The 21,041-nt window shown below is 65.7% G+C and carries 20 protein-coding genes and 2 tRNA genes; 14 read left to right on the top strand and 8 right to left on the bottom strand.

Annotated features, from left to right (window positions below; all coding sequences use genetic code 11):
• Window position 1: 1 nt before the first annotated feature.
• Window positions 2-1,714 carry a glycosyltransferase family 39 protein gene (locus CLM74_RS18930; RefSeq protein ID WP_105164719.1) on the top strand — a complete coding sequence of 571 codons (1,713 nt, stop codon included), beginning with the start codon at window positions 2-4 and terminating at the stop codon, window positions 1,712-1,714.
• 122 nt (window positions 1,715-1,836) lie between these two features.
• Window positions 1,837-3,123, top strand: a complete 1,287-nt coding sequence (locus tag CLM74_RS18925) for an O-antigen ligase (RefSeq protein ID WP_234003391.1) — start codon at window positions 1,837-1,839, stop codon at window positions 3,121-3,123.
• A gap of 25 nt (window positions 3,124-3,148) precedes the next feature.
• Here the strand turns inward: CLM74_RS18925 and CLM74_RS18920 are convergent, their stop codons facing one another.
• Window positions 3,149-3,955, bottom strand: coding sequence for a glycosyltransferase family 2 protein (locus tag CLM74_RS18920; RefSeq protein WP_032976680.1), 807 nt, complete (start codon window positions 3,953-3,955; stop codon window positions 3,149-3,151).
• On the opposite strand from CLM74_RS18920, the gene CLM74_RS18915 reads away from it, so the two are divergent.
• Window positions 3,954-5,012 (top strand): CDP-glycerol glycerophosphotransferase family protein, encoded by a 1,059-nt coding sequence (locus CLM74_RS18915; protein WP_105164718.1) that lies wholly within the window; start codon window positions 3,954-3,956, stop codon window positions 5,010-5,012. The two genes, CLM74_RS18920 and CLM74_RS18915, sit on opposite strands and share 2 nt — an antisense overlap.
• A 318-nt stretch (window positions 5,013-5,330) precedes the next feature.
• Here CLM74_RS18915 and CLM74_RS18910 read toward each other — a convergent pair whose 3' ends face one another.
• From CLM74_RS18910 to CLM74_RS18895, 4 genes are all read right to left on the bottom strand, one after another.
• Window positions 5,331-6,872: a PH domain-containing protein gene (locus CLM74_RS18910; protein WP_105164717.1), complete on the bottom strand. Its 1,542-nt coding sequence runs from the start codon at window positions 6,870-6,872 to the stop codon at window positions 5,331-5,333.
• A complete protein-coding gene (locus CLM74_RS18905) occupies window positions 6,869-7,345 on the bottom strand; it encodes a PH domain-containing protein (protein ID WP_088101515.1) in 477 nt (158 codons plus the stop codon). Before CLM74_RS18905 ends, CLM74_RS18910 begins: the two co-directional genes overlap by 4 nt.
• Before the next feature lie 112 nt (window positions 7,346-7,457).
• Window positions 7,458-8,591, bottom strand: a complete 1,134-nt coding sequence (gene ribA, locus CLM74_RS18900) for a GTP cyclohydrolase II RibA (RefSeq protein WP_105164716.1) — start codon at window positions 8,589-8,591, stop codon at window positions 7,458-7,460.
• A 74-nt stretch (window positions 8,592-8,665) separates the two neighbouring features.
• Complete coding sequence (locus CLM74_RS18895; protein ID WP_105164715.1) at window positions 8,666-9,586, bottom strand: lauroyl acyltransferase; 921 nt, start codon at window positions 9,584-9,586, stop codon at window positions 8,666-8,668.
• A gap of 61 nt (window positions 9,587-9,647) precedes the next feature.
• Here CLM74_RS18895 and dtd point away from each other — a divergent pair, with 61 nt between their 5' ends.
• The 11 genes from dtd (at window position 9,648) to CLM74_RS18840 (ending at window position 18,778) form a co-directional block, all read left to right on the top strand.
• Window positions 9,648-10,088, top strand: a complete 441-nt coding sequence (dtd, locus tag CLM74_RS18890) for a D-aminoacyl-tRNA deacylase (RefSeq protein WP_025879048.1) — start codon at window positions 9,648-9,650, stop codon at window positions 10,086-10,088.
• Between the two features lie 90 nt (window positions 10,089-10,178).
• Window positions 10,179-12,029 carry an RNA polymerase sigma factor RpoD gene (gene rpoD / locus CLM74_RS18885; RefSeq protein WP_032976684.1) on the top strand — a complete coding sequence of 617 codons (1,851 nt, stop codon included), beginning with the start codon at window positions 10,179-10,181 and terminating at the stop codon, window positions 12,027-12,029.
• Between the two features lie 590 nt (window positions 12,030-12,619).
• A complete protein-coding gene (locus CLM74_RS18880) occupies window positions 12,620-12,949 on the top strand; it encodes a hypothetical protein (RefSeq protein WP_105164714.1) in 330 nt (109 codons plus the stop codon).
• Between the two features lie 44 nt (window positions 12,950-12,993).
• Window positions 12,994-13,069 (top strand) — tRNA-Ile (locus CLM74_RS18875).
• A 313-nt stretch (window positions 13,070-13,382) separates the two neighbouring features.
• Window positions 13,383-13,631 (top strand): hypothetical protein, encoded by a 249-nt coding sequence (locus CLM74_RS18865; RefSeq protein ID WP_189487019.1) that lies wholly within the window; start codon window positions 13,383-13,385, stop codon window positions 13,629-13,631.
• The gene (locus tag CLM74_RS18860) at window positions 13,631-15,379 is read left to right on the top strand and encodes a DEAD/DEAH box helicase (protein ID WP_105164713.1); all 1,749 of its coding nucleotides are present in this window, start codon (window positions 13,631-13,633) and stop codon (window positions 15,377-15,379) included. The genes CLM74_RS18865 and CLM74_RS18860 overlap by 1 nt, the downstream gene beginning before the upstream one ends.
• Before the next feature lie 148 nt (window positions 15,380-15,527).
• A complete protein-coding gene (locus CLM74_RS18855; protein WP_234003390.1) occupies window positions 15,528-16,301 on the top strand; it encodes a hypothetical protein in 774 nt (257 codons plus the stop codon).
• Window positions 16,302-16,394: 93 nt separating this feature from the next.
• Window positions 16,395-17,243, top strand: coding sequence for a hypothetical protein (locus tag CLM74_RS18850; RefSeq protein ID WP_134833141.1), 849 nt, complete (start codon window positions 16,395-16,397; stop codon window positions 17,241-17,243).
• A gap of 266 nt (window positions 17,244-17,509) precedes the next feature.
• Window positions 17,510-17,585 (top strand) — tRNA-Cys (locus CLM74_RS18845).
• A gap of 77 nt (window positions 17,586-17,662) precedes the next feature.
• Entirely contained in the window at window positions 17,663-17,815 is a 153-nt protein-coding gene (locus CLM74_RS21570; RefSeq protein WP_158684166.1) for a hypothetical protein, read from the top strand.
• Between the two features lie 420 nt (window positions 17,816-18,235).
• Window positions 18,236-18,778 (top strand): hypothetical protein, encoded by a 543-nt coding sequence (locus CLM74_RS18840; RefSeq protein WP_134833140.1) that lies wholly within the window; start codon window positions 18,236-18,238, stop codon window positions 18,776-18,778.
• A gap of 77 nt (window positions 18,779-18,855) precedes the next feature.
• On the opposite strand, the gene CLM74_RS21785 is transcribed toward CLM74_RS18840, so the two are convergent.
• From CLM74_RS21785 to umuD, 3 genes are read right to left on the bottom strand one after another with little or no spacing between them, the layout of a single operon-like run.
• Entirely contained in the window at window positions 18,856-19,605 is a 750-nt protein-coding gene (locus tag CLM74_RS21785; protein WP_234003389.1) for a DUF4113 domain-containing protein, read from the bottom strand.
• Between the two features lie 49 nt (window positions 19,606-19,654).
• On the bottom strand, window positions 19,655-20,116 hold the full coding sequence (locus tag CLM74_RS21780; RefSeq protein WP_234003388.1) for a hypothetical protein: 462 nt from the start codon (window positions 20,114-20,116) through the stop codon (window positions 19,655-19,657).
• On the bottom strand, window positions 20,100-20,582 hold the full coding sequence (gene umuD, locus CLM74_RS18830) for a translesion error-prone DNA polymerase V autoproteolytic subunit (protein WP_105165049.1): 483 nt from the start codon (window positions 20,580-20,582) through the stop codon (window positions 20,100-20,102). Before umuD ends, CLM74_RS21780 begins: the two co-directional genes overlap by 17 nt.
• Window positions 20,583-21,041: the final 459 nt, after the last annotated feature.

Genomic DNA, 21,041 nt, shown 5'->3' with positions numbered 1-21,041 from the left:
CATGCTGAAAACCCGCGCGTCACGCCAGACATGGCTGTTCGTTGTGATGGCCCTGTTGGTGTTGGGTGCCGGCCTGGGATTACGCGATCCCTGGCCCTCGGACGAACCGCGCTTCGCCCTGGTCGCCAAGCAGATGGTGGACAGCGGCGACTGGCTGTTCCCGCACCGTGGGCTGGAGCTGTACTCGGACAAGCCGCCGATGCTGATGTGGTGGCAGGCCACGCTGTACAGCGTGATCGGCAACTGGCGCGTGGCGTTCCTGCTGCCTTCGCTGATCGCTGCACTGGGTACGCTGTGGTGCGTGGTCGACCTCGGCCGGCGCCTGTGGACACGCCAGGTCGGTCTGTACGCTGGCTGGGCGCTGCTGTTCGCCCTGCAGTTCACCTTCCAGTCGAAGAAAGCGCAGATCGACCCGCTGGTGGTGTTGTTCATCACCCTGGCCAACTATGGTCTGCTGCGCCACCTGCTGCTGGGGCCTGCCTGGCGCTGGTGGTGGCTGGGCTGGTTCTTTGCCGGCATCGGGGTGATCACCAAGGGCGTGGGCGTGATCGCGCTGCTGATGATCGTGCCAGCGGTGATCGGTTCGGCGCTGCACTGGCCGCGGGTGCGGCTGCATGCACGCGACCTGCGCTTCTGGTTGGCGCCGTTGGCGTTCGTGCTGGCCGTCGCGCTGTGGCTGGTGCCGATGGTGATGACCGCGCTGGCCACCCGTTCCGGCGAATACCTGGCCTACATGGACGACATCCTGTTCCGGCAGACCGCCAAGCGCTATGCGCAATCGTGGGACCACCACCAGCCATGGTGGTACTTCCTGGGCACCATGCCGTCGATGTGGATTCCGGCCTTCCTGGCGGTGCCGTGGGCGATCCTCGCCTGGCGGCGCCGGCTGCAGCGCCGGGACGCACGCTATCTGTTGCTGCTGGGCTGGTGGGCGCTGATCGTGCTGTTCTTCTCGATCCCCAATGGCAAGCGCGACGTCTACATCCTGCCGGCGTTGCCGATGTTCTGCCTGGCACTGGCGCCGTTGCTGCCGGGGCTGCTGCGCCGGCGCGATGTGCAGTGGCTGCTGGGCGCGTTCACCCTGCTGCTGTCGCTGGGGACGTTGGCCGCGGGGTTGTCTGCCCTGATGGGCAAGCCCGGCTTCGAAGTGCGGCTGATGCAGACGCGGGGCATCGGCAATGGCGAAATGAACGCCCTGGCCTGGGCGGCGATGGCGATGGGCGGCTGGGGTGTGGCCAGCCTGCTGCTGTTCGGGCGCGGCCGCCGCGAGCTGGCCCTGGTCTCGACCCTGACTGCCGTCTGGGTGCTGTACAGCCTGATCGGCTATCCGCTGCTGAATGATTCAAGTTCCGCCCGCGGCCTGATGCGGCACACCGGCCAGCGTATCGGCGCCGATGCCGAGCTGGGACTGGTGGCCTGGAAAGAGCAGAATCTGCTGATGGCCGACCGCCCGGCAGCCACCTTCGGTTTCAACGAGCCCTGGGATGCACAGCTGGCTGCGGCGGTGGAATGGCAACAGCTGGCGCCCCGGCGGCGCTGGTTGCTGGTCCACGAAGACGCGCTGCTGCCCTGCATCGACCGCGACCGTGCCGAGCTGGCCGGGATCGCCAACCGCCGCCGCTGGTGGCTGGTACCGGCTGCTGCCGTGCAGGGCCGGTGCGTGGCCAGCGCGGAGGAACGCGAACGTGAACGACGGCTGCAACGTGAGGAATAACCATCCTGGCCCGTGCTTGTCCAGACTGCCCAAGCGACAGCAAAGGCAGTAAAACGTCAGCGTGGGATTGGCCGTGCCGGTGATCCCGTTCATTCCGCCGGATTGCAGCGAACTTTTTCGACGTGGCAGCTTCACAGCACAACCTGGAATCCACGATCGGCGATCCGCTGGGCGTCCCCGCAGGCCGGCGCCCGCGCGCGGCGCACTGGCTGGCGCAGATCGGCCTGTTCTGCATGCCGGCACTGGTGCTGACGATCCCGATCAACCTGTTGCCCTACGCGCTGCTGCTGCTGGTCAGCACGGCGATGGTGCCCGGCCTGCTGTGGCAGGCCCGGCGTATGGACAAGCAGCCGATCAAGGTCCTCAGCTGGCTGATGCTGGCGGTGCTGGTGATGGCCATCGTGTCGGTCGCGCTGTTCGAACAGGGCCTGCGCGATGTCGACAATCGATCCCGCTTCCTGGTCATTCCGTGGATCGCACTGTGGGTGTGTGCGCTGCGCCCGGACATGCGCTGGCTGTGGCGCGGTGCGTTCGCCGGACTGGTGGGCACCTTCGTGCTTTCGGCGCTGCAGGTGTTCCAGGGTGCGGCACGCGCCGAACTGTTCACCAACGCGATCGTGCTCGCCGACATCGTGATGATGCTGATGGTGCTGCTGGTGTTCTGCCGGCCGTCGCGGCGCTGGTCGCTGGTGATCGTCGGCATGGCTGCTGGTTGCGGGACCATCATCCTGACCGGAAGCCGGGGCGTGTTCGCGGCCCTGCTGGCACTGCTGGTGGCGCTGGCACTGAGCCTGCGCTGGCGTACTGGCGTGGCGCGTCTGTCGGTGCTTGCCGGCATGTTGACCATCGGCGCGACCCTGCTGCTGTCGGTGCCCGAGCTGCGCCACCAGGTGCGGTTGTCCGAACTGCACAGCGATGTGCAGCGCATGGAGCAGGGTGACAGCGACTCTTCGGCCGGGGCGCGCGTCGAGCGCCTGCAGGTGGCGTGGGAGACCTTCCTCGATCATCCGCTGACCGGGGTAGGCATCGGCCACTTCGACACGGCCATGAAGCGGGTGCCGGCCTGCCGCGAGAACCCGCAGGAGATCCGCTGCCACCTGCGCCATGCGCACAACGATCTGGCCGAGTGGGGGGCTACCCAGGGCCTGCCGGGCGTGTTGCTGCTGCTGGCCGTGTATGGCGTGCCCCTGTGGGTATTCGTGCGCCTGCACCGGCGCAGCGGGCACGCCACCTTCCGCGGCCCTGCCGCCGCCGGTGTGATGGTGGTGGTGTCCTACATCCTGTGCGGGCTGACCCAGTCGATGTTCGCGCACCAGATGACCGCAAGCTTCTACGTCACCATCGTCGGCCTGCTGACCGGCCTGTCGATCGTGGAAGGTGCCCGGCACCGGGCAAAGAACGCCCGGTAGCGTTCAGCCACGCTCGGCTCCGCACTCAGGGGTTGGGCGGATCGGACACAGCCTGACCATTGCCCAGCATCCACAGCATGATGGTCTTCTGACGTACGTAGTTGGCGCGCACGTAGGCATACACCAGGCCATGCCAGCCGTCGCGGAAGCCGCCACGGAACAGGAAGCCGCGCCAGAACCGCCAGGCCGGGGCCAGCACCAGCTTGCCGAGGGTGGCCCGCTTGCCGCGCGCGAACTCGTGTTCGGCCATCATCCGTGCGTACTTCTCGGTCTTGGCCAGCTGCTGCTGCAGCGAGCGGTAGGGGAAGTGGATGAGGTCCCCGCGCAGGGTGCCGACCGTGCCATCGACACTGGCCGCCTCATGGATCTCGCGCTTGCCGCGCCAGCCGCCGTGGCGGCGGTCGAACAGGCGCAGCACCCGGTCCGGATAGGCATTGCCGTGGCGCAGGAACCTGCCGAAGTACTCCGACAGGCGGGCGAAGCGGTAACCCGCATGACCTGCAAAGCCGCCGTCGCGGGCCTGCTCGATGGCCGTGCGCAGTTCCGGGCTGATGCGCTCGTCGGCGTCCAGGCACAGTACCCAGTGGTGGGTGGCCTGCTCGACGCAGAATGCCTTCTGGCTGCGGAAGCCATCGAACGGACGCTGCAGCACGCGGGCGCCGGCCGCCTCGGCGATGGCCACCGTGGCGTCGGTGGACTGCGAGTCCACCACCACGATCTCATCGCAGAAGGCCAGCGAGGCCAGGCAGTCGCCGATGCGCCCGGCCTCGTTGAACGCGATAATGCAGGCCGAGATGCGAGGCCGTTCGATGGGAGCGGTCGTGGAGGACATGATGGCCGGGTACCTGTTGTTTGCGACGGAGCGCTATGCGCTGCCTATTCTCGCCCCGTTGGTGCAGGCCTTGCACGCTTCCGGCCAGGAAGTGGCGGCCTGGTTCGAAGATGGTGCGGCTGGCAGCCAGCTGCCCGGCGTGCCGAACATCGGCCTGAAGCAGGCCCTGGCGATGCGGCCGCGGGCGGTGTTCAGCGCGGCCAACTGGGTGCCGACCTTCCTGTCGGGGGCCAAGGTGCAGCTGTTCCATGGCTTCAACGTGGAAAAGCGCGACAGTGCGCGTGGCCACTTCCGGGTGCGCGGCATGTTCGACCTGTACTGCACGCAGGGCCCTGCCACCACCGCGCCGTTCCGCGAGATCGCGGCAGTGCAGGGCCATTTCGCCGTGGCGGAAACCGGCTGGCCGAAGCTGGACCCGCTGTTCCGCGACGACGGTGGCGACAGTGCCGCGCTGCGCAGTGCAGCCGGCGGCCGCCCGGTGATCCTGTTCGGTTCAACCTTCACCGAGCGCTTGAGCGCCGCCCCGCACCTGCATGCGCAGATCGCGGCCGACATCGCCGCCGGGCAGCACTACTGGCTGCTGACCCTGCACCCGAAGTGCCCGCCGGAACTGTTCGAACGCTACCGCGCGCTGGCCGGCGCCAATGCGCGTTTCATCGAGCCGGAGCAGGTGATGGCCGCCCAGCGCGCCGCCGACGTGCTGGTGTCGGACACCTCATCGATCGTTTCGGAGTTCATCGTCCAGCACAAGCCGGTGGTGACCTTCCGCAACCGCGTGCCGAAGCCGCACATGATCGATTTCGATGATCCGCAGCAGCTGCCGGCTATGCTGGCGCGCGCGCTGCATCCCGACGCGGCGTTGCAGGCGGAGATCGTGCTTTACGCCGATGCCATCCACCCCTATCGCGATGGCCGGTCCAGCGAGCGGGTGATCGCCGCCACCGAGGATTTCCTGTCCGGCGAAATGGGCGTGCTGCGTCGCAAGCCGTTTGGCAGTTGGGTCCGGGACCTGCAGATCCGCAAGGACCTGGGCTACTGGGGTCCGTCGCAGCGGTGATGTGGGTAGTGCCGGCCGCTGGCCGGCAACCACCGGAGTGCCTGCGTTTGCCGGCCAGCGGCCGGCACTACCGTTGATCCACGCCATGCGTGGGGGGCAGTAGATCCACGCCATGCGTGGGTGGTGCAGTAGATCCACGCCATGCGTGGATGGTGCAGTAGATCCACGCCATGCGTGGGTGGTGCAGTAGATCCACGCCATGCGTGGGTGGTGCAGTAGATCCACGGCATGCGTGGGTGGTGCAGTAGATCCACGCCATGCGTGGGTGGTGCAGTAGATCCACGCCATGCGTGGATGGCGATTCAACGATCGGCCGCGCTACCAGCGCAGCTTGCGCCGTGCCAGCGCCGTGGCCAGTTCTTCCATCAAGGCATGTGCACGCGCCTGCGGCAGGTAGCGCAGTGCCAGTGCCACATCGCCATGCGCACCGGCGGTGTCCAGCTGCAGGCTGGCCGTACCCAACAGCTTGTCCAGCGGCGAGCGCTGCAGGCGCAGGCCCTGCACCTTGTCCAGCTCGGCCCAGCGCCACCAGCGCTTCCACCAGCCGCCGCGCACCGCCACGAACTGGCCATCCAGGTGCCAGCCCATCTGCGCCATCTGCCGGTGCGCGATCAACAGGCTGACCGGCAGCCAGGCCAGCAGTGCCAGGGCCGGCAGGCCCCAGCGCCAGTACAGCGCGGCGGTCAGCAACGGCACCACCAGCAAGGTGGACAGCGACAATCGCCACCATCCGCGTTGCGGTATCGGTTGCCACTGCTGCGGCGGCCATTGCAGCTGCGGCAGCAGGTGGCGCACCAGCCCATCGCAGGCGCTTGCGCCAGCCAGCGGTGCCAGTTCGCGCAGCGCGCGGTCGTCGTCGCGCGAGGGGCCACCGGCAGCGCTGTCGATACGCAGCTGGCGCAGCCCGAACCAGCGTTGCAGGGTGCTCTCGCCCAGCGTCCATGCCTGGATGCGGCGGCGCGCGACGCTGCTGCGGGTGCGGCTGAGCAGGCCGGTGGAGACGGTCAGGCGCCGCTCGCGCTCGCTGAGGGTGAAGCCGTGGTAGCGCAGCAGCGTCAACACCACCGACAACACCCGCAGCAGCAGCCAGCCCAGCAGCAACGCGGCCGCCAACAGCACCAGCCCGCCGGTCACCCCGGCATGCAGGTGGCTGGCGTAGCCGAAGGCCTCGCGCCCGCCACGCTGGATGGCATCGTCCATCACCGGGCGCGGTACGGTCTGGAACAGGACGCCGAAGGCGGCGATCGCCAGCGCCCAGCCACGGTTGGACAGCAGGCCCATGCGCAGCACGTCCCAGCTCGACAGGCGCAGCAATACCTGCTCGTCGTCGGATGGCACGACATCGGCAGCCGGCACGTCGCCCAGCGTCGGCTGGGGCGCCTGTCCACGCTGGCGCACCAGTTGTTCCAGGGCCAACGCCTGGTCCAGCCGCAGCACGCGCATCTCCGCTTCCGGACGCACCCCGCCGGCCGATTCCAGGCGCAGTTCGGCAACCCCGAACAACCGGTGCAACGGGTTCTGCCGCACTTCAACGTTGTGGATGCGGGCGAAGGGAATCTCGCGCCGGTTGCGCGCCAGCAGGCCGCTGCGCACGGTGATCGCATCGTTGCCGATGCGATAGCGGTAGCTGAGGTACTGCAGCACCGACACCAGCACCAGCGCGGCGATGGCGGTCAACGGGATCAACTGTGCCCACATCGGGTCGCGGTCGCCGCGTTGGCCGAACACCAGCAACGCGACCAGCGGCAGGAAATAGTGGCGCAGCTGCATCAGCAGCACGAACAGCCACGACCACGGATGCAGGCGATGCTCGTCGCCACCGCTGGGCAGCGAGGGCGGCAGGGGCGGGGGCAGGCTCACAGGGCGTCGGCGTCCTGGTCGAGCTGATGGGCCAGGGTGTCACGCAGGCGCTCGGCATCGGCTTCGTCCAGGCCGCTGACGGTGACCGCACTCAGGCGGGTGCCGGCGGTATGCACGATCAGCGTGGCCAGGCCTGCACGCCGCTCCAGGGGCCCGCGACGCAGGTCCAGGTGCTGCACGCGCGAAATGGGGATGCGGGTCTCCAGCTGCCACATCAGGTCGCGGCGCAGGCCCAGGCCCTGCGCGTCCAGCCGCCAGCGGGTGCGGGTCAGGCGCCGATGGCCGATCCAGGCGCCGAAGGCGAGGCCGACCAGCAGGCCCAGCATCGCTGCCCACAGGCCACCGGGAAGATCGAAGAACCACCAGAGGGCCGCCAGCGGTGCGCCGGGGATGAACAGTCCGCCGAAGGCGCCCTCCAGCGCCGCCAACCGGGCAGCGCGCCGCGGCAGGGGTTGCCAGTGGTCGAGGGGCATTTCGGCAGCAGCAACAGGCAAGGGCAGTTCGGTCACGCGGGCGTCCGTCGGGCAGCAGGGCGGGCAGGCGCGGTGATGACCGCACTGCGCAGACGTTAGCAGGTCGCCCGCGTTACTGGGCGGCCTGGATCAGCGCATCGACATCCAGCAGATGGCCGGCGCGGTCGGCCTTGGTGCGCAGGTAGTGCTCGTTCTCGGCGGTGATCTCGCCGGTGACCGGAATGCAGTCCAGCACTTCGATGCCGGCATTGCGCAGGCGCTGTGCCTTGGTCGGGTTGTTGCTGAGCAGGGCAACACGGGATACACCCAGCCCGCGCAGCATCGCCACCGCGCTGCCATAGCGGCGCTCGTCGGCGCCGAAGCCCAGCTGCGCATCGGCGTCGATGGTATCCAGGCCGTCATGCTGGTAGCCGTAGGCGCGCATCTTCGCGGCGATGCCGGTACCGCGGCCTTCCTGGTCCAGGTACAGCAGCACGCCGCCGCCCAGTTCCTTCAGTTTGCGCAGGCCGCGCCGCAGCTGGTCGCCGCAATCGCACTTGAGCGAACCGAACAGGTCGCCGGTGAGGCAGGACGAATGCACGCGCACCGGCACCACTGCGGACAGGTCCGGTTCGCCGACGATGATCGCTACCTGGTCGCGCTGGGCGACGCCACCGCGGAACACCGCGAAGGTGGTCATGCCGACGTCGCGCAGCGGCACCGGAGAACGCGCCACCAGTTCGTAATCATGTGCGGCGTGCGCGGCGCCTTCGGCCAGATCGCACAGGGCAACCTCGGCCGCGCCATCGAACGTGGCGTCGTCTGCATCCAGGCGCACGGCCACCATCGCCGGCAGCAGCAGGCCCAGCCGGGCCAGTTCCACCGCGCCGGCATCGAACGCATCGCCTGCGCTCCAGGCCGCGGGCATCGGTCCGGGTTCGCGCAGGTAGCCCAGCGAGGGCAGGGCATCGAAGGCAACGCCGGCCAGCGGCAGGCGTGCGCCCTCGGGTGCCTCCACGCCGAGCACGCGGGCGCGGGTGGCGGTCAGGTACAGGTAATGGCGCTCGCGCGCGGCACTGGCGAAGGCGGCGAAGCTGCTGGCAGTGGCGCTGTCCAGCGCGATCACCGCCAGGCGCTGGCCCTGGCCATCGTGGAGCAGGACCGGGCGACCGGCGCGCAGTTCGGCGACCGCGCGCTCGCAGCGGATCGCTGCCGGATCACCGAACAGGGAGGAAGCAGACATGGCAGGACCGGGGGAGGCGGACATCGGTGTCTCTATGGGGGCGCCAGCGTCGTATTCAACGTGCTGCGGCGGTGTGTCGCAGGCCGGTGCAGCGGCTCTCAGTGCGGATGTTCGTCGGTCGCGTACGGGTCTTCCTCGCCGCTGCCCGGTGGCCGCAGCGTATAGCGCTTGTAGGTCCACTGGTACTGCGCCGGGTCGCGGCGGGCGATGCGTTCGATGCCCGCGTTGAGCGCGGTGGCCGCCACGTGCGGGTCCGGATCGGCCACGGCCGGGTCGGTCGGCTCGATGTGCAGGGCAAATTCCATGTCCGGGCCGATGCGCTCGCACCAGCCATACAGCACGGTCGCGCCGGTGCGCTCGGCCAGGCGGTTGACCAGGGTCATGGTCAGTGCCTGCACGCCGAAGAACGGCACGAACACGCCGTCGCCGGCCTTGGGCTGCTGGTCGGGCAGGATGCCGGTGGCACCGCCGTCCTTGAGCACCTTGAACAGCTGGCGCACGGCCGGGCCTTCGGCGCGCACCTGCTGCACGTTGTCGCCGCCGCGCACGATCTGCAGGAAGGCATCGCTGGCCTCGTCCTCCGGCGGCTTGTAGACGATGGCGATCTGGCCGCGCGAGGCCAGCCACTGGTTCAGCAGCTCCCAGTTGCCGTAGTGCGGGGCCGCCACGATCACGCCCCTGCCGCTGGCCAGGGCCGCGTCGTACAGCGCCTGGCCGTGGCGCTCCTTCAGGTGCAGGCGCAGGTTGTCGGCGGGTTTCCGGCTCCACAGGCGCAGGGTCTCGATGGCCTGCAGGGCGGTGGAGCGCAGCAGTTCGCGCTGCAGGCGGTCGCGCGCCGGCGCGTCCAGCTCGGGGTAGGCCAGCTCCAGGTTGCGGCGGGTGACGCGGCTCTCGCGGGCATCGAGGCGCACCCACGTCCAGGCCAGGGCGCGCGCGAACCCGCGCAGCAATGGCCAGGGCAGGCGGGCGAACAGGGTGGTGGCGCGGTAGACCAGCCGGGCTTTGCGGTGTGGATTCATCGGGCCCAGTTTAGCCAAGGGCGCTGCTATCGTGGCCGGCCCCTTGCCTGGAAGCCCGCCGATGCTCGTCCTGATTCAACGTGTCAGCCAGGCTGCCGTGCATGTGGAAGGTGAGGCGGTGGGGCAGATCGGTCCCGGCCTGCTGGCCCTGGTCGGCATGGAGCCGGGCGATAACGAGGCCCAGTTGCAGCGGATGGCCGAACGCCTGCTCGGCTACCGTGTGTTTGCAGATGAGGCCGGAAAAATGAACCGCTCGCTGCGTGATACCGGCGGCGGCCTGCTGCTGGTCAGCCAGTTCACCCTGGCCGCGGACACCCGTTCCGGCATGCGGCCAAGCTTCACCAGCGCGGCACCGCCGCAGGAGGCTGAACGCGGGTTCAATCGATTTGTCGACATCTGTCGTGAAAATCACGCGCCGGGGGTGGAAACGGGCCGCTTCGGTGCCCATATGGTCGTCAGCCTGGTCAACGACGGTCCCGTGACCTTCCTCCTCAGGCCCTAGGCCGCCGGGACCACCGCCCGGCAGGCCGGGCCCCGGGCTGGTATAATGCTACGTTCCCTATTTCCCCCTAGCCGGTGGCGCGAGCACTACATGGCCAACGAACGTCCTGCCCAATCCGAAATCAAGCAACTGATCAGCAAGGGCCTGGAACAGGGCTACCTGACCTATGCCGAAGTCAATGACCATCTGCCCGACGACATGGTCGACCCGGAACAGATCGAAGACATCATCGGCATGATCAACGGCATGGGCATTGATGTCCATGAAGTTGCTCCGGATGTGGAAACCCTGCTTCTCAACGACGGCAACACGGGCAACCGTGAGGTCGACGACACCGCAGCCGAAGAAGCTGCCGCCGCGCTGAGCGCGCTCGACACCGAAGGTGGCCGTACCACCGACCCGGTGCGCATGTACATGCGCGAAATGGGTACCGTCGAGCTGCTGACCCGCGAAGGCGAAATCGCCATTGCCAAGCGCATCGAAGAAGGCCTGTCCCAGGTCCAGGCCGCACTCGGCCAGTTCCCGGTGTCGGTCGAATCGCTGCTGACCGATTACGAAGCGCACAAGGAAGGCCGCAAGCGCCTTGCCGAAGTGATCGTCGGCTTCAACGACCTGACCGACGACGTGCCGGCCCCGGCCGCTGTGGTGGCCGATGACGCGGACGACGCCGATGCCGACGCCGACGAGGAAGAAGACGACGTCGACGGCGGCGATGAAGAAGCCGCACCGACCGGTCCGGATCCGGAGGAAGTGGCTGCGCGCATGCAGGCGCTGGGCGATGCCCTCAACGCCTTCAAGAAGGCTGCCGCCAAGGGCGACAAGAAGAACCTGCTGAAGCTCCGCGAGGAGATGTCGGCGGTGTTCGTCACCCTGAAGCTGCCGCTGCCGCTGACCGACGTGCTGACCAAGCAGCTGCGCGACACCATGGGCAGCATCAAGGCCCACGAGCGCCGCGTGCTGAACCTGGCCACCGTCACTGCCCGCATGCCGCGCAAGGACTTCATCCGCTCCTGGGAAGGCAACCAGACCAACCTGGAGTGGGTGGAAGACGCACTGAAGCGCAAGCAGAAGTGGTCTTCGGCGCTGCGTGAAGTGAAGGACCAGATCGTGTCCGAGCAGCAGGCCACCATCGACATCGAGAAGGTCACCCTGCTGGACCTGGACGAGCTGAAGGAACTCAGCCGTGCCATGGCCTATGGCGAAGCCAAGGCGCGCAAGGCCAAGAAGGAAATGGTCGAGGCCAACCTGCGCCTGGTGATCTCCATCGCCAAGAAGTACACCAACCGCGGCCTGCAGTTCCTCGACCTGATCCAGGAAGGCAACATCGGCCTGATGAAGGCCGTGGACAAGTTCGAGTACCGCCGCGGCTACAAGTTCTCCACGTATGCGACCTGGTGGATCCGCCAGGCCATCACCCGTTCGATCGCCGACCAGGCGCGCACCATCCGTATTCCGGTGCACATGATCGAAACGATCAACAAGTTGAACCGCATTTCCCGCCAGATGCTCCAGCAGTACGGCCGCGAGGCTACGCCGGAGGAGCTGGCCAAGGAAATGGACATGCCGGAAGACAAGATCCGCAAGGTGATGAAGATCGCCAAGGAGCCGATCTCGATGGAAACCCCGATCGGCGACGACGAGGATTCCCATCTGGGCGACTTCATCGAGGACACCAACGTGGAGTCCCCGATCGAGAACACCACCAACATCAACCTGTCTGAAACCGTGCGCGACGTGCTGGCCGGCCTCACCCCGAGGGAAGCCAAGGTGCTGCGCATGCGCTTCGGCATCGACATGAATACCGACCACACCCTCGAGGAAGTCGGCAAGCAGTTCGACGTGACCCGCGAGCGCATCCGCCAGATCGAAGCGAAGGCCCTGCGCAAGCTGCGTCACCCGAGCCGTTCGGAGCAGCTGCGCAGCTTCCTGGATATCGATTGATATCCAGGTAGTGCTGACGTGTTGAGGGAAACCCCGCTTCGGCGGGGTTTTTCTTTGGGGGCTGCGCCGGGGCACTCACCGCTCAGGCCGCTTTTCTATAGAGCCGAGTCATGCTCGGCTGTATTTGGCGATGGCGCATCTGTCCAAATTCCGCTCTCTTCGCTCACCAAATCCCGCGCCCTATGACGCGACCGGCTTGAGCATTGTTGAAGAGCCCGTCGCGGCTGTTAGGTGCGATCAAAGTCCAGGCCCCAACCGCCTCAATGCGTAGAGCGCGCCGACCAGATGCGGCTCTCGGGCGTGTTGTCGCAATCACCAATTGAACCTACTACCTTGGCTTGCACACAGTCTCCGGCAGGTGCTCAACACACCGACGTAGGCGGACTGTCTACCGCATCGGCAGACAGTCCAAGGCCAAGCCACACATCTCGCCATTGTGGTGGGTCCATGGTTTCTGGCCGGGTGGCGCGCAGCCATAGAAGACCCTGCAAAGGGGAAAGCTGCGGGCGGCCCTACGACCGTGTTGAAGCACCCGGTCGCCTCTCTCAACAGGAGGCGGAAGAGGTTCGACGAATCGTAGGAGATCCAAAATGAGACTGAAGGCGATAGCCGGCAAGCGTGCTGGCGACCGGGTTAGCGCAGATACGTGTGACTTCCCGCCCCTGCTGGATTGGGTTGAAGTGCTGCAGGACGAGCGGGAGGATCGGCTGGGGTTCGCTAGGCGCGCGACGTTCGCGCTGCTGACGCAGTCTGGCGCGGGATTGGTCGAGGGCTTCGGTAATGGCAATCAGAGGGGCCTGGAGGGGGCCATGAGGGTGGTGGCGCTATTCCAAGCGCATCTGCAGGAGATGGAGCGGTTGGCTGGGATAGCCGAGAAGCGGTTGCAGCATGTTGCTGCGGCACTCGCTACTGCCGACTGAGTAGCCGACTCTGGCCGTGCTCCACTACACTAAGACGCTGCGCCGGGCCTATAGCTCAACGGTTAGAGCAGGGGACTCATAATCCCTTGGTTCCAGGTTCGAATCCTGGTGGGCCCACCATCGAATCAGGCACTTAGGATCATCCCCGGTGCCTTCTTCGTCAAGCCATCCCCGCCCGGTGACCGCTCGGTGACCGTTTACGCTCCGCTGCTGTCGCAGTTGGCCGCGGTTGCCCTGCATCTTTGGGCGTCCACTGCGGAGCGTTCCTGCGTGCGCGAATCCAACGCTGGATGTCGCTCTGGTACCAGCGAGTGCCGCCACCGACCTTCTGCTTTGGTGGGAAGGTGCCCCTCTCCATCTCGCGGTAGATGTAGCTCTTCTTCATTCCGGTCAGGCACTGGCCACCGTTCTGGACCAGGCGGGCCATGCGCACGTGCGCGAATACCGGCTGGACGCCAGCAACCGCGCTGACTTCTGGCTGGATGGTCTCGTGATCGAGGTCAAGGTGGCCGGCTCGCTCGCTGATGCCCTGCGGCAGGTCGGCCGCTACATCACTCTCCCGCAGGTGCGCGGCGTGCTGCTGGCCACCACCGAACGCTGGGGCGAACGCCCGCTCGTGGCCCGGCCGGTCTGGCAGGGCAAGCCCTTCAACATCATCCGCCTGAAGAGGCAGGCACTGTGATGCAGACGACCTATGGAACCCTCCAGTACAGCGCCGCCGGCAACACTTGGCGGGTGATCTGCGAGCCTCAGGTGCGTGCGCGGATGAAGCGTGTGTTTCCCCGGGTGCGTCAGCACGCCGCAGAGCACATTGACCTGTCGGCCACGCCAGAGAACAGCCGGGAGCTGCAGTGGTTCACACAGCGCTACCCCCTGTCGATGGATGCAGACACCCAGCGCGCGCTGCAGCAACTGGCCGACGAGCATGTGGACATGGAGCGCAGCCTGGGCGACCTGCTGGCCGGCCGCGTGCAGATCCCGGAGTTCACCCTGGCCAAGCCGCCGCGCGAGTACCAACGCATGGCGGGGGCGCAGCTGTCCATCCGTGGCGGCCTGCTGTTGGCGGATGATCTGGGCCTCGGCAAGACGGTCACCGGCATCTGTCCGATGGCCGCTCCGGGAAACCTGCCGGCGGTGGTGGTGTACCCGGCGGCGCTGCCGAACCACTGGCCGGAGAAGCTGGCTGAGTTCGCGCCTCAGCTGCGCGTGCACCACATCAGGAAGGGGGCGCCGTACCCGCTCGTGCTGCAGCCGAAGCAGAGGATCAAGGATCTGTGGGACACGCTGCCAGACGTAATCCTGGTCAGCTACCACAAGCTCCGCGGGTGGGCTGAGACGTTGGGGGAGATCGCGCAGTACGTGGTGTTCGAAGAATGCCAGCAGCTGCGCAGCCCAGACAGCAGCAGCCACCGCGCCTGTCGCTACTTGGCCAGCCGCGCGCGCCTGCGTATGGGGCTGACCGCCACCCCGATCTACAACTACGGGTGCGAGTTCTTCCACGTAGTCGACCCGCTGCTGCCGGGCTGCCTCGGCACCTATGACGAGTTCCTCCGGGAGTGGTGCATCTCAGCCCCGGGGGAGAAGGCCAAGCTTCAGGACGCTGAGCAGTTCGGCCAGTACCTGCGGCGCCAAGGGATCATGCTGCGCCGCACTCGAAAGGAAGTGGGGCGCGAGCTGCCGGCGCTGTCGAAGATCCCGCACGAGGTCGAGGCCGATGCCAAAGCGCTGGGCGCCATCACCGGTGACGCCGCAGCGCTGGCGCGGATCATCCTCAGGGCAAACGAGCAGTACCGGGGCGAGAAGATGCAGGCAGCTGGAGAGTTCGACCGGCTGCTGCGGCAGGCGACCGGCGTGGCCAAGGCACCCTACGTGGCCGAGTTCGTCAGGCTGCTGCTGGAGAGCGGCCAGAAGGTGCTGCTATTCGGGTGGCACCGGGAGGTCTACAGCATCTGGCAGGAGAAACTGGCTGCCTACAACCCTGTCATGTACACCGGCAGCGAGTCGCCGAACCAGAAGCAGGCCGCGAAGGAGGCATTCATCGCCGGCGACAGCCAGGTGATGCTGATCAGCCTCCGCTCTGGGGCCGGCATCGATGGGTTGCAGCACGTGTGCAGCACCGCGGTGTTCGGCGAGCTGGACTGGTCGCCCGGTGTGCACGAGCAGTGCATCGGCCGCGTGCACCGCGACGGCCAGACCGAGCCGGTCATGGCGTACTTCCTGCTGTCCGACAGCGGCAGCGACCCGATTGTGTCGGACGTGCTCGGGGTGAAGCGGGAGCAGATCGAAGGCGTGCGCAGCCCCGGTGAACACCTGGTGGAGCGTCTGGACGTTGGCGAGAACCAGCTCCGCGCGCTGGCCCAGCAATTCCTTCAACAGCAGGGCGCGGCCCTGGAAACAAAGAACGTGACTACCATGGAGAGCTCCCGATGATTCCTCAATTCCACAGCCTGGACGAGGCAACCCACCACCTGTACCTGGCAGGGCAAGAGGGCACCATCAGGTGCCACGTAGACGGCAGTCTGTGGGAGGTGTGGCAGGACGGCCGGTCCCGCTGGGTCAACAACTGCGAGGTGGCCTGATGTCGGCTGAGGCCGCGTCCGCAGTGGCTCTGACGTCTTGCGGCAACTGCGGCAGCGACGAAGTTCGTATGCGCATGCGGGGCAGTTCCGGCAGCCGTTGCACCGCGCAGGTGATCTGCGCGAGTTGCAGCGCCCGCGGTGAGCTGTGCGTCGGCGCAGATGCGGAATCTCAGGCGGCCAGGGCATGGGTACACAAACCCCATGTGCCTACGGCGCCGCCGGCAGTGGGAGTGGTGCGCGGCAGAATGCCGATGCCGGCACCCACCTTGCAGCGAGATCCGCTCGAGTTGATCGCCCGCATGCTGGTCGGCGGCAGTTTCCGCGAGCCATCGAACGGCCGGTCGTCCATACAGCCATTGACGTCCGCCGACATTGCAGGAGCCGTCGGGTTGATGCGGGATCCTGTGGCCAAGCAGGCTGCTGTAGCTGTTGCGCTGCGGGGGCAAGGCGTGTCCTTATCCACGCTTGGGCGGACGCTGGCCAAGCGTGTGATGCGGCAGATCCAGTGGGAACGTCGAAATGGGGCCGAGCTCGCGCTTCGAATGGACGAGCCTGCAGACCGTTGGCGGATGCGCCTGGTACTGCAGGATGCGGTGAATGACTTGGTATGGCCTGAACGAAGGGTCGCTGCGCAGGAGGCGGCTAAGGCGGCCAAGATGCGCAAGAGCGCATATCTACGAGTCTACGGTATTGCCAGCTCCGCGTTGTCGCAGGCGCTGGAAGATGCCCGCGCAGAGTTCAGTGCCAGGCTTTTCTCCAGCCAACGGGGGTAGGTTGACCGGATGAACGGGTCGACTCATCCTTTGCTTAACGACAGGGGGCGGGATATGGCAAAGGGAATTACGTGGATTAGGAGCCTGCCGTGGGTGGGGATCACCATCAGCATGCTCTGTCTGGCGCTGATCGTACTGAGAAATCTATTTCCCAACATTTTCAAGATGGACGCTGTCTCGATTGGCCTTTTGATCGTCGGGGTGGCTCCATGGATTAGATCTGCGATCAAGTCAATTGAGGTGGCTGGAGTTGGAAAAATTGAGCTTAATGACGTCGAGAAAGTAGCTAAGGCAATTGAAGCCTCCGAGTTGCCAACTCAGGATGATGCGCCAAATTTGCCAGACGGGATTCAAGAGGCTGAACAACTGGGGCGTGCTCTACCAGACACCCAAGCTGCGTGTGATGACGTGAATACAGAAGCGGAGAAACAGGAGCCCAACAAAGCCAGCGGAAGCCCGCAATCCCGGCAAAGTGCTCACCGCTGGCAGATAGACGGCTCATTCGTTAGTCGCATCAAAACCGGCGCACGTCCCGCTGACGATCTCTCAGAGTTGGAGCTGCGCACATCTCTGCTTCCCGCCAAGAGCAGCAGTAGGGCTGAGCTGTCTGGCATAAGGGAGATCATGATGCGCAGCCTGCGGTACCTATGCCATATCAACTCGATACCGGCGCTCGGGTTGTCTACGGTGAGCATGATGACTCAATTGATGAAAAAGTCAGTGATTACCCCGAGCCAAGCAAGCGGAATTGTGGCCGCCGTTGAAATGATCAATGAAGTTGAACACTCGTCTGCTACGCCTGAAGCCATGCGGCGCACGCTGGACCTCGCCAAAGAGGTTGTCGAGTCGCTGGACGTGTTGATTCAGAAATCCGAGGTCCTTGGCTTTGCCAGAAATCGAGGCTCGCGGAGCGGCGACGAAAAAGATGGCGAGGTTAGCTAGCCTTCGATCTTAAGCAACATTACCGCAGTCGCCGCGAAACTTACCGCATTCGCCCGAATGCGGTAAGGAACCTTACCGCAGTTGCAGTGGGAACCAGCATTGTTGTCCAATCAATACCGTGGGCGAGGTTCCAACCTTCCCGCACTCAACGGCCGCAGGCCTGGACTCGGGAGGTCCAGTCACCTGCGGTTCGTCGTTTCTGGCAGCAAGTAGGTGTCACCGCAATACGGGTCTGGCTCCATGGCCCGCTCCATCTATAGCGATGCGGCCTGTAGCTCAGCGGTAGAGCGCATTGCACCCGTGCAACGGGCGAGGTCGCCGGTTCGATTCCGGTCAGGCCCTATCGCTATGGATGGAATCCAACGACAGCGCAATGTCCTCTGCATTGCCGTGTACAACGACCGCCTTGGTAACCCGAGGTGGCCGCCGCCGGCCACGACCGGACGATCATCAACATCAAGCCCGAGCACGTCGACGCCTGGCTGAACCCTGATCCTGCCGACCTGGCAGCGCTGTACCGGATCTTTGACGACAAGCGGCACCCGTTCTACGAGCATCAAATCGCAGCCTGAATGGCGCCCGCTATTACGCTTTCAGAAGTGGCGCTTGCTCTGTCATGTGAAGCTGTCATCGTTCCAGTTGTGGCGTGCTGATTGCCACCACCACTGCGCGTTCTGGGCTTGACTGCGCAGCCCGTTCCAGCAGGTCCAAAGTGTCCAAACCGGGCGCCGTTGGCACGATCGTTGCGGCGCAAGGGATTGCCGAATTTCACTACATTTGGCGTTGACGGACCACAATACCCCCACTATCTTTATTTTCGCGGGTGTGGCGACCTCTAGTCGCCGGGTCCGTGTGCGGTCCAAGAACGCAAAACCCCAAGGCCATCTTTCGACGGGTAGCCTCAGGGTCTGCGCATTTCATCAACGGTAGTACGGGCAGCATGGCCACCCAGAGAAGCCCCGATCGATTGGCGTCGATCAAAGCTTCCACTGATGTTCCCAGGCGACTTCTCGGCTGTGAGCTTCAGTGAAACCGATAATAACGTTTTAGGACGTTACGTCAACGTCTCGGTGGTTCATGCTTGCTCTCGACGGAGCAAGAAAATGCAACAAAATCAACCGGTTGTGAGTTCACCAATTTCCGAAATTGCGAAATTGGAACCGATGTCATCTTTCCGACTGAGCGAAACCCTTGGCGTCCCTCCAGCGCAGCTGCAGGCGGCGGCCAACGCGGCGGTGCCTGTGCTGGTCGTTCCAATTTTGCTGCCTGGCCCGACGCCTGTGCACATCGACGGGGTTCGCTACTTCACACCTACGGACTTGGGACGGCGGTTGGGTGTGTCTGCTCAGAAGTTCAACCGTCTCCTGGTCGAACACGGGCTGCAAGAGAAGCGCGATGGGCTATGGTGTGCCACTGAAGCGGGCAAGGCCTTCGGCGTTTTGCTGCAGGTTCACAAGAAGCAGCAGGCTGGCACGGACGTGCAGCAGTTGAAGTGGAAGGAGACGGTGCTGGCGGCGCTTGCAAGTAGCGTCTGACCTTCCCAGTCTGCGGCCGCCATTTGGCGGCCGCAGTTGTCGGCAAGGCATTTTTTTGGAGCAGTGCAATGCCGTTTTCAGCACCGAGCTGGCGGGATCTCGTGAACGGAGGTCGTGTAGTTCGGTGAAAGCAAGTGCTGCCGCATGCCCCAAGCAGGCCGTGCCTGCCAACCCGATGCGCCCAGGCCCGCAGTGCCGCGGCCGAACTTTTGGTTGATCCGGTCCATGGTGGCCATCAGCTTTTCATTGCCGACCACCGTCGGTCCGAACAGATCCGCCTGCAGCTCTTCCGGCCGGGCTAGGTCGAGCAGCGCCACACCTGCCTTCTTGTACCCGATGCCCTCCCGCAGCAGGCCGCGAAGCAGCCGGCGCACGACACCCAGCACCACCATCGTGTCAGCCGTGGAGGCGGGCAGGCTTACCGTCCGCGTAGCGTTGTGCTGGCGCAGCTCCGGCCGGAAGGTGTCGGAATGGGCGAACACCCATACGCCGGCGGCGACCAGGCCGCGTGCGCGTAGCTTCTCGCAGGCTCTGACGGCGAAGGTCGCCAGCGCTTGCGCAACTGCCTCGTGATCTTCCACCCGATCGGCGAAGGATCGGCTCACCATGATCTGCTGCCGATCCGGCTCGACTTCCTCCAGCTCCATGCATGGATGCCCCTGGAGCTCGCGCTGGGTGCGTGCCAGCGTGACTCCGAAGGCCGCCAGGATGTCGTCCGCCGGCGCGTCGCGCAGCGCGGCGGCAGTGGCAATGCCCATCGCCTCCAACCGCGGCGCCAGCCTGCGGCCGACGCCCCACAGATCCCCAACGGGGAAGGTGCGCAGCACGGTGTCCCTGTAGCCAGCGCTCCCGAGATCGATCACTCCGTCAGCGCTCTTAGCCAGCTTGTTGCAGCTTGTTGGCCAGCTTGGCCAGCGTCTTTGTCGGCCCTATGCCGATGCAGTTGGGAATGCCGGTCCACCGGTGCACGCGCTGCCGGAGGTCCCGCGCAAATCGTTCGCGGTCCCGTACGCCGTCCAGATCTATGAAGCTCTCATCGATGCTGTAAACCTCCACCCGTGGCGCGGCCTCCCGCAAGATCGTCACAACGCGAGCGCTCATATCTCCGTAGAGCCCGAAGTTGGCAGAGCGCATCTGCAGACCGTGCCGCCGCACCAAGTGCTTCAGTTCGTGGGCAGGCTGGCCCATCTTGATTCCTAGGGCCTTGGCCTCGGCCGAGCGCGCGATGGCGCAGCCATCGTTGTTGCTCAGCACCACCAGCGGAACGCCGCGCAGGGCTGGCTGGAACACGCGCTCGCAGCTGGCGTAGAAGTTGTTGCCGTCAACGAGCCCGAACATGGCCGCCTCGGCGCTTGATCTGGCGGACAACCCCCACGACGGCGAACACTTCCACCTCGGTGGCCTGCTCGAGCACGATGGGCGGGAAGTCGGGGTTGGCCGAGTGCAGCTCCATGTGGCTTTCGAACAGCTGCAGCACCTTGCACGTGGGCTGATTCCCATCCCAGATGGCAATGACCAGGTCGCCGCCCTGCGGCGTGACGGACCGATCCACCACCAGAATGTCGCCGTCGCTGACGCCGGCGCCACTCATGGACCAGCCATCGGCACGGTAGAGAAAGGTGGCGGCCGGGTTGCGGACCAGCAGCCGGTGCAGGTCGATGGCCTCATCCATGAAGTCGTCGGCCGGCGACGGAAAGCCAAGTCGGGCGCGCGCTGCCGCCAGAGGCACGAACTGCGCGGGGCCGTCGATTAGCGCGGGCCCGATGGGCTGCGCCAGGCTATGGGGGAAGGGTAGGGACTGCATGGGCGTACTCTGGGAGCGGCGTGTCTCAATGGTCGAGACGGCCCGCATCTTAGTGCAATTACTAATGGATGGCCGGCGCATGGCCCAGTCCGTTTGCTGAACGCGTTTCGCATGGAGTCTCTGGCGCCGCGGCAGTCGCGGTCTCCGCGACGCTCCGCCGGCATGCTGCAGCGATGGCGAACTGGCAAAAGGATCCGGCCTCACTGGAGGCCAAGGCTGCGGCCAAGCTGCAGCAGGCATCAGACCTTGAACGAGATACCTCGGGGACTTGGCGTAGCCGCGCGCGCCGCCGGCAGAGCGCGCAACGGCTGCGTGCCACGGCCAGCAGTCATCAGCGCGCCGCAAGCCGACTTGTAGGCCTGGATCTGGGCGAGGACCTGCCGTTCTAGCGTCAGTTGCTCAAGCCCGTCGGACGGATGTTGCTCAACCATTATTGGATCAACCGCGCTTGATCATCCA

The organism is Stenotrophomonas sp. MYb57, assembly GCF_002966815.1.
GTDB classification, from domain to species: Bacteria; Pseudomonadota; Gammaproteobacteria; order Xanthomonadales; family Xanthomonadaceae; genus Stenotrophomonas; species Stenotrophomonas indicatrix.
The sequence above is the reverse complement of the archived record's forward strand: the minus strand, read 5'-3'. Positions and strand labels throughout refer to the sequence as shown.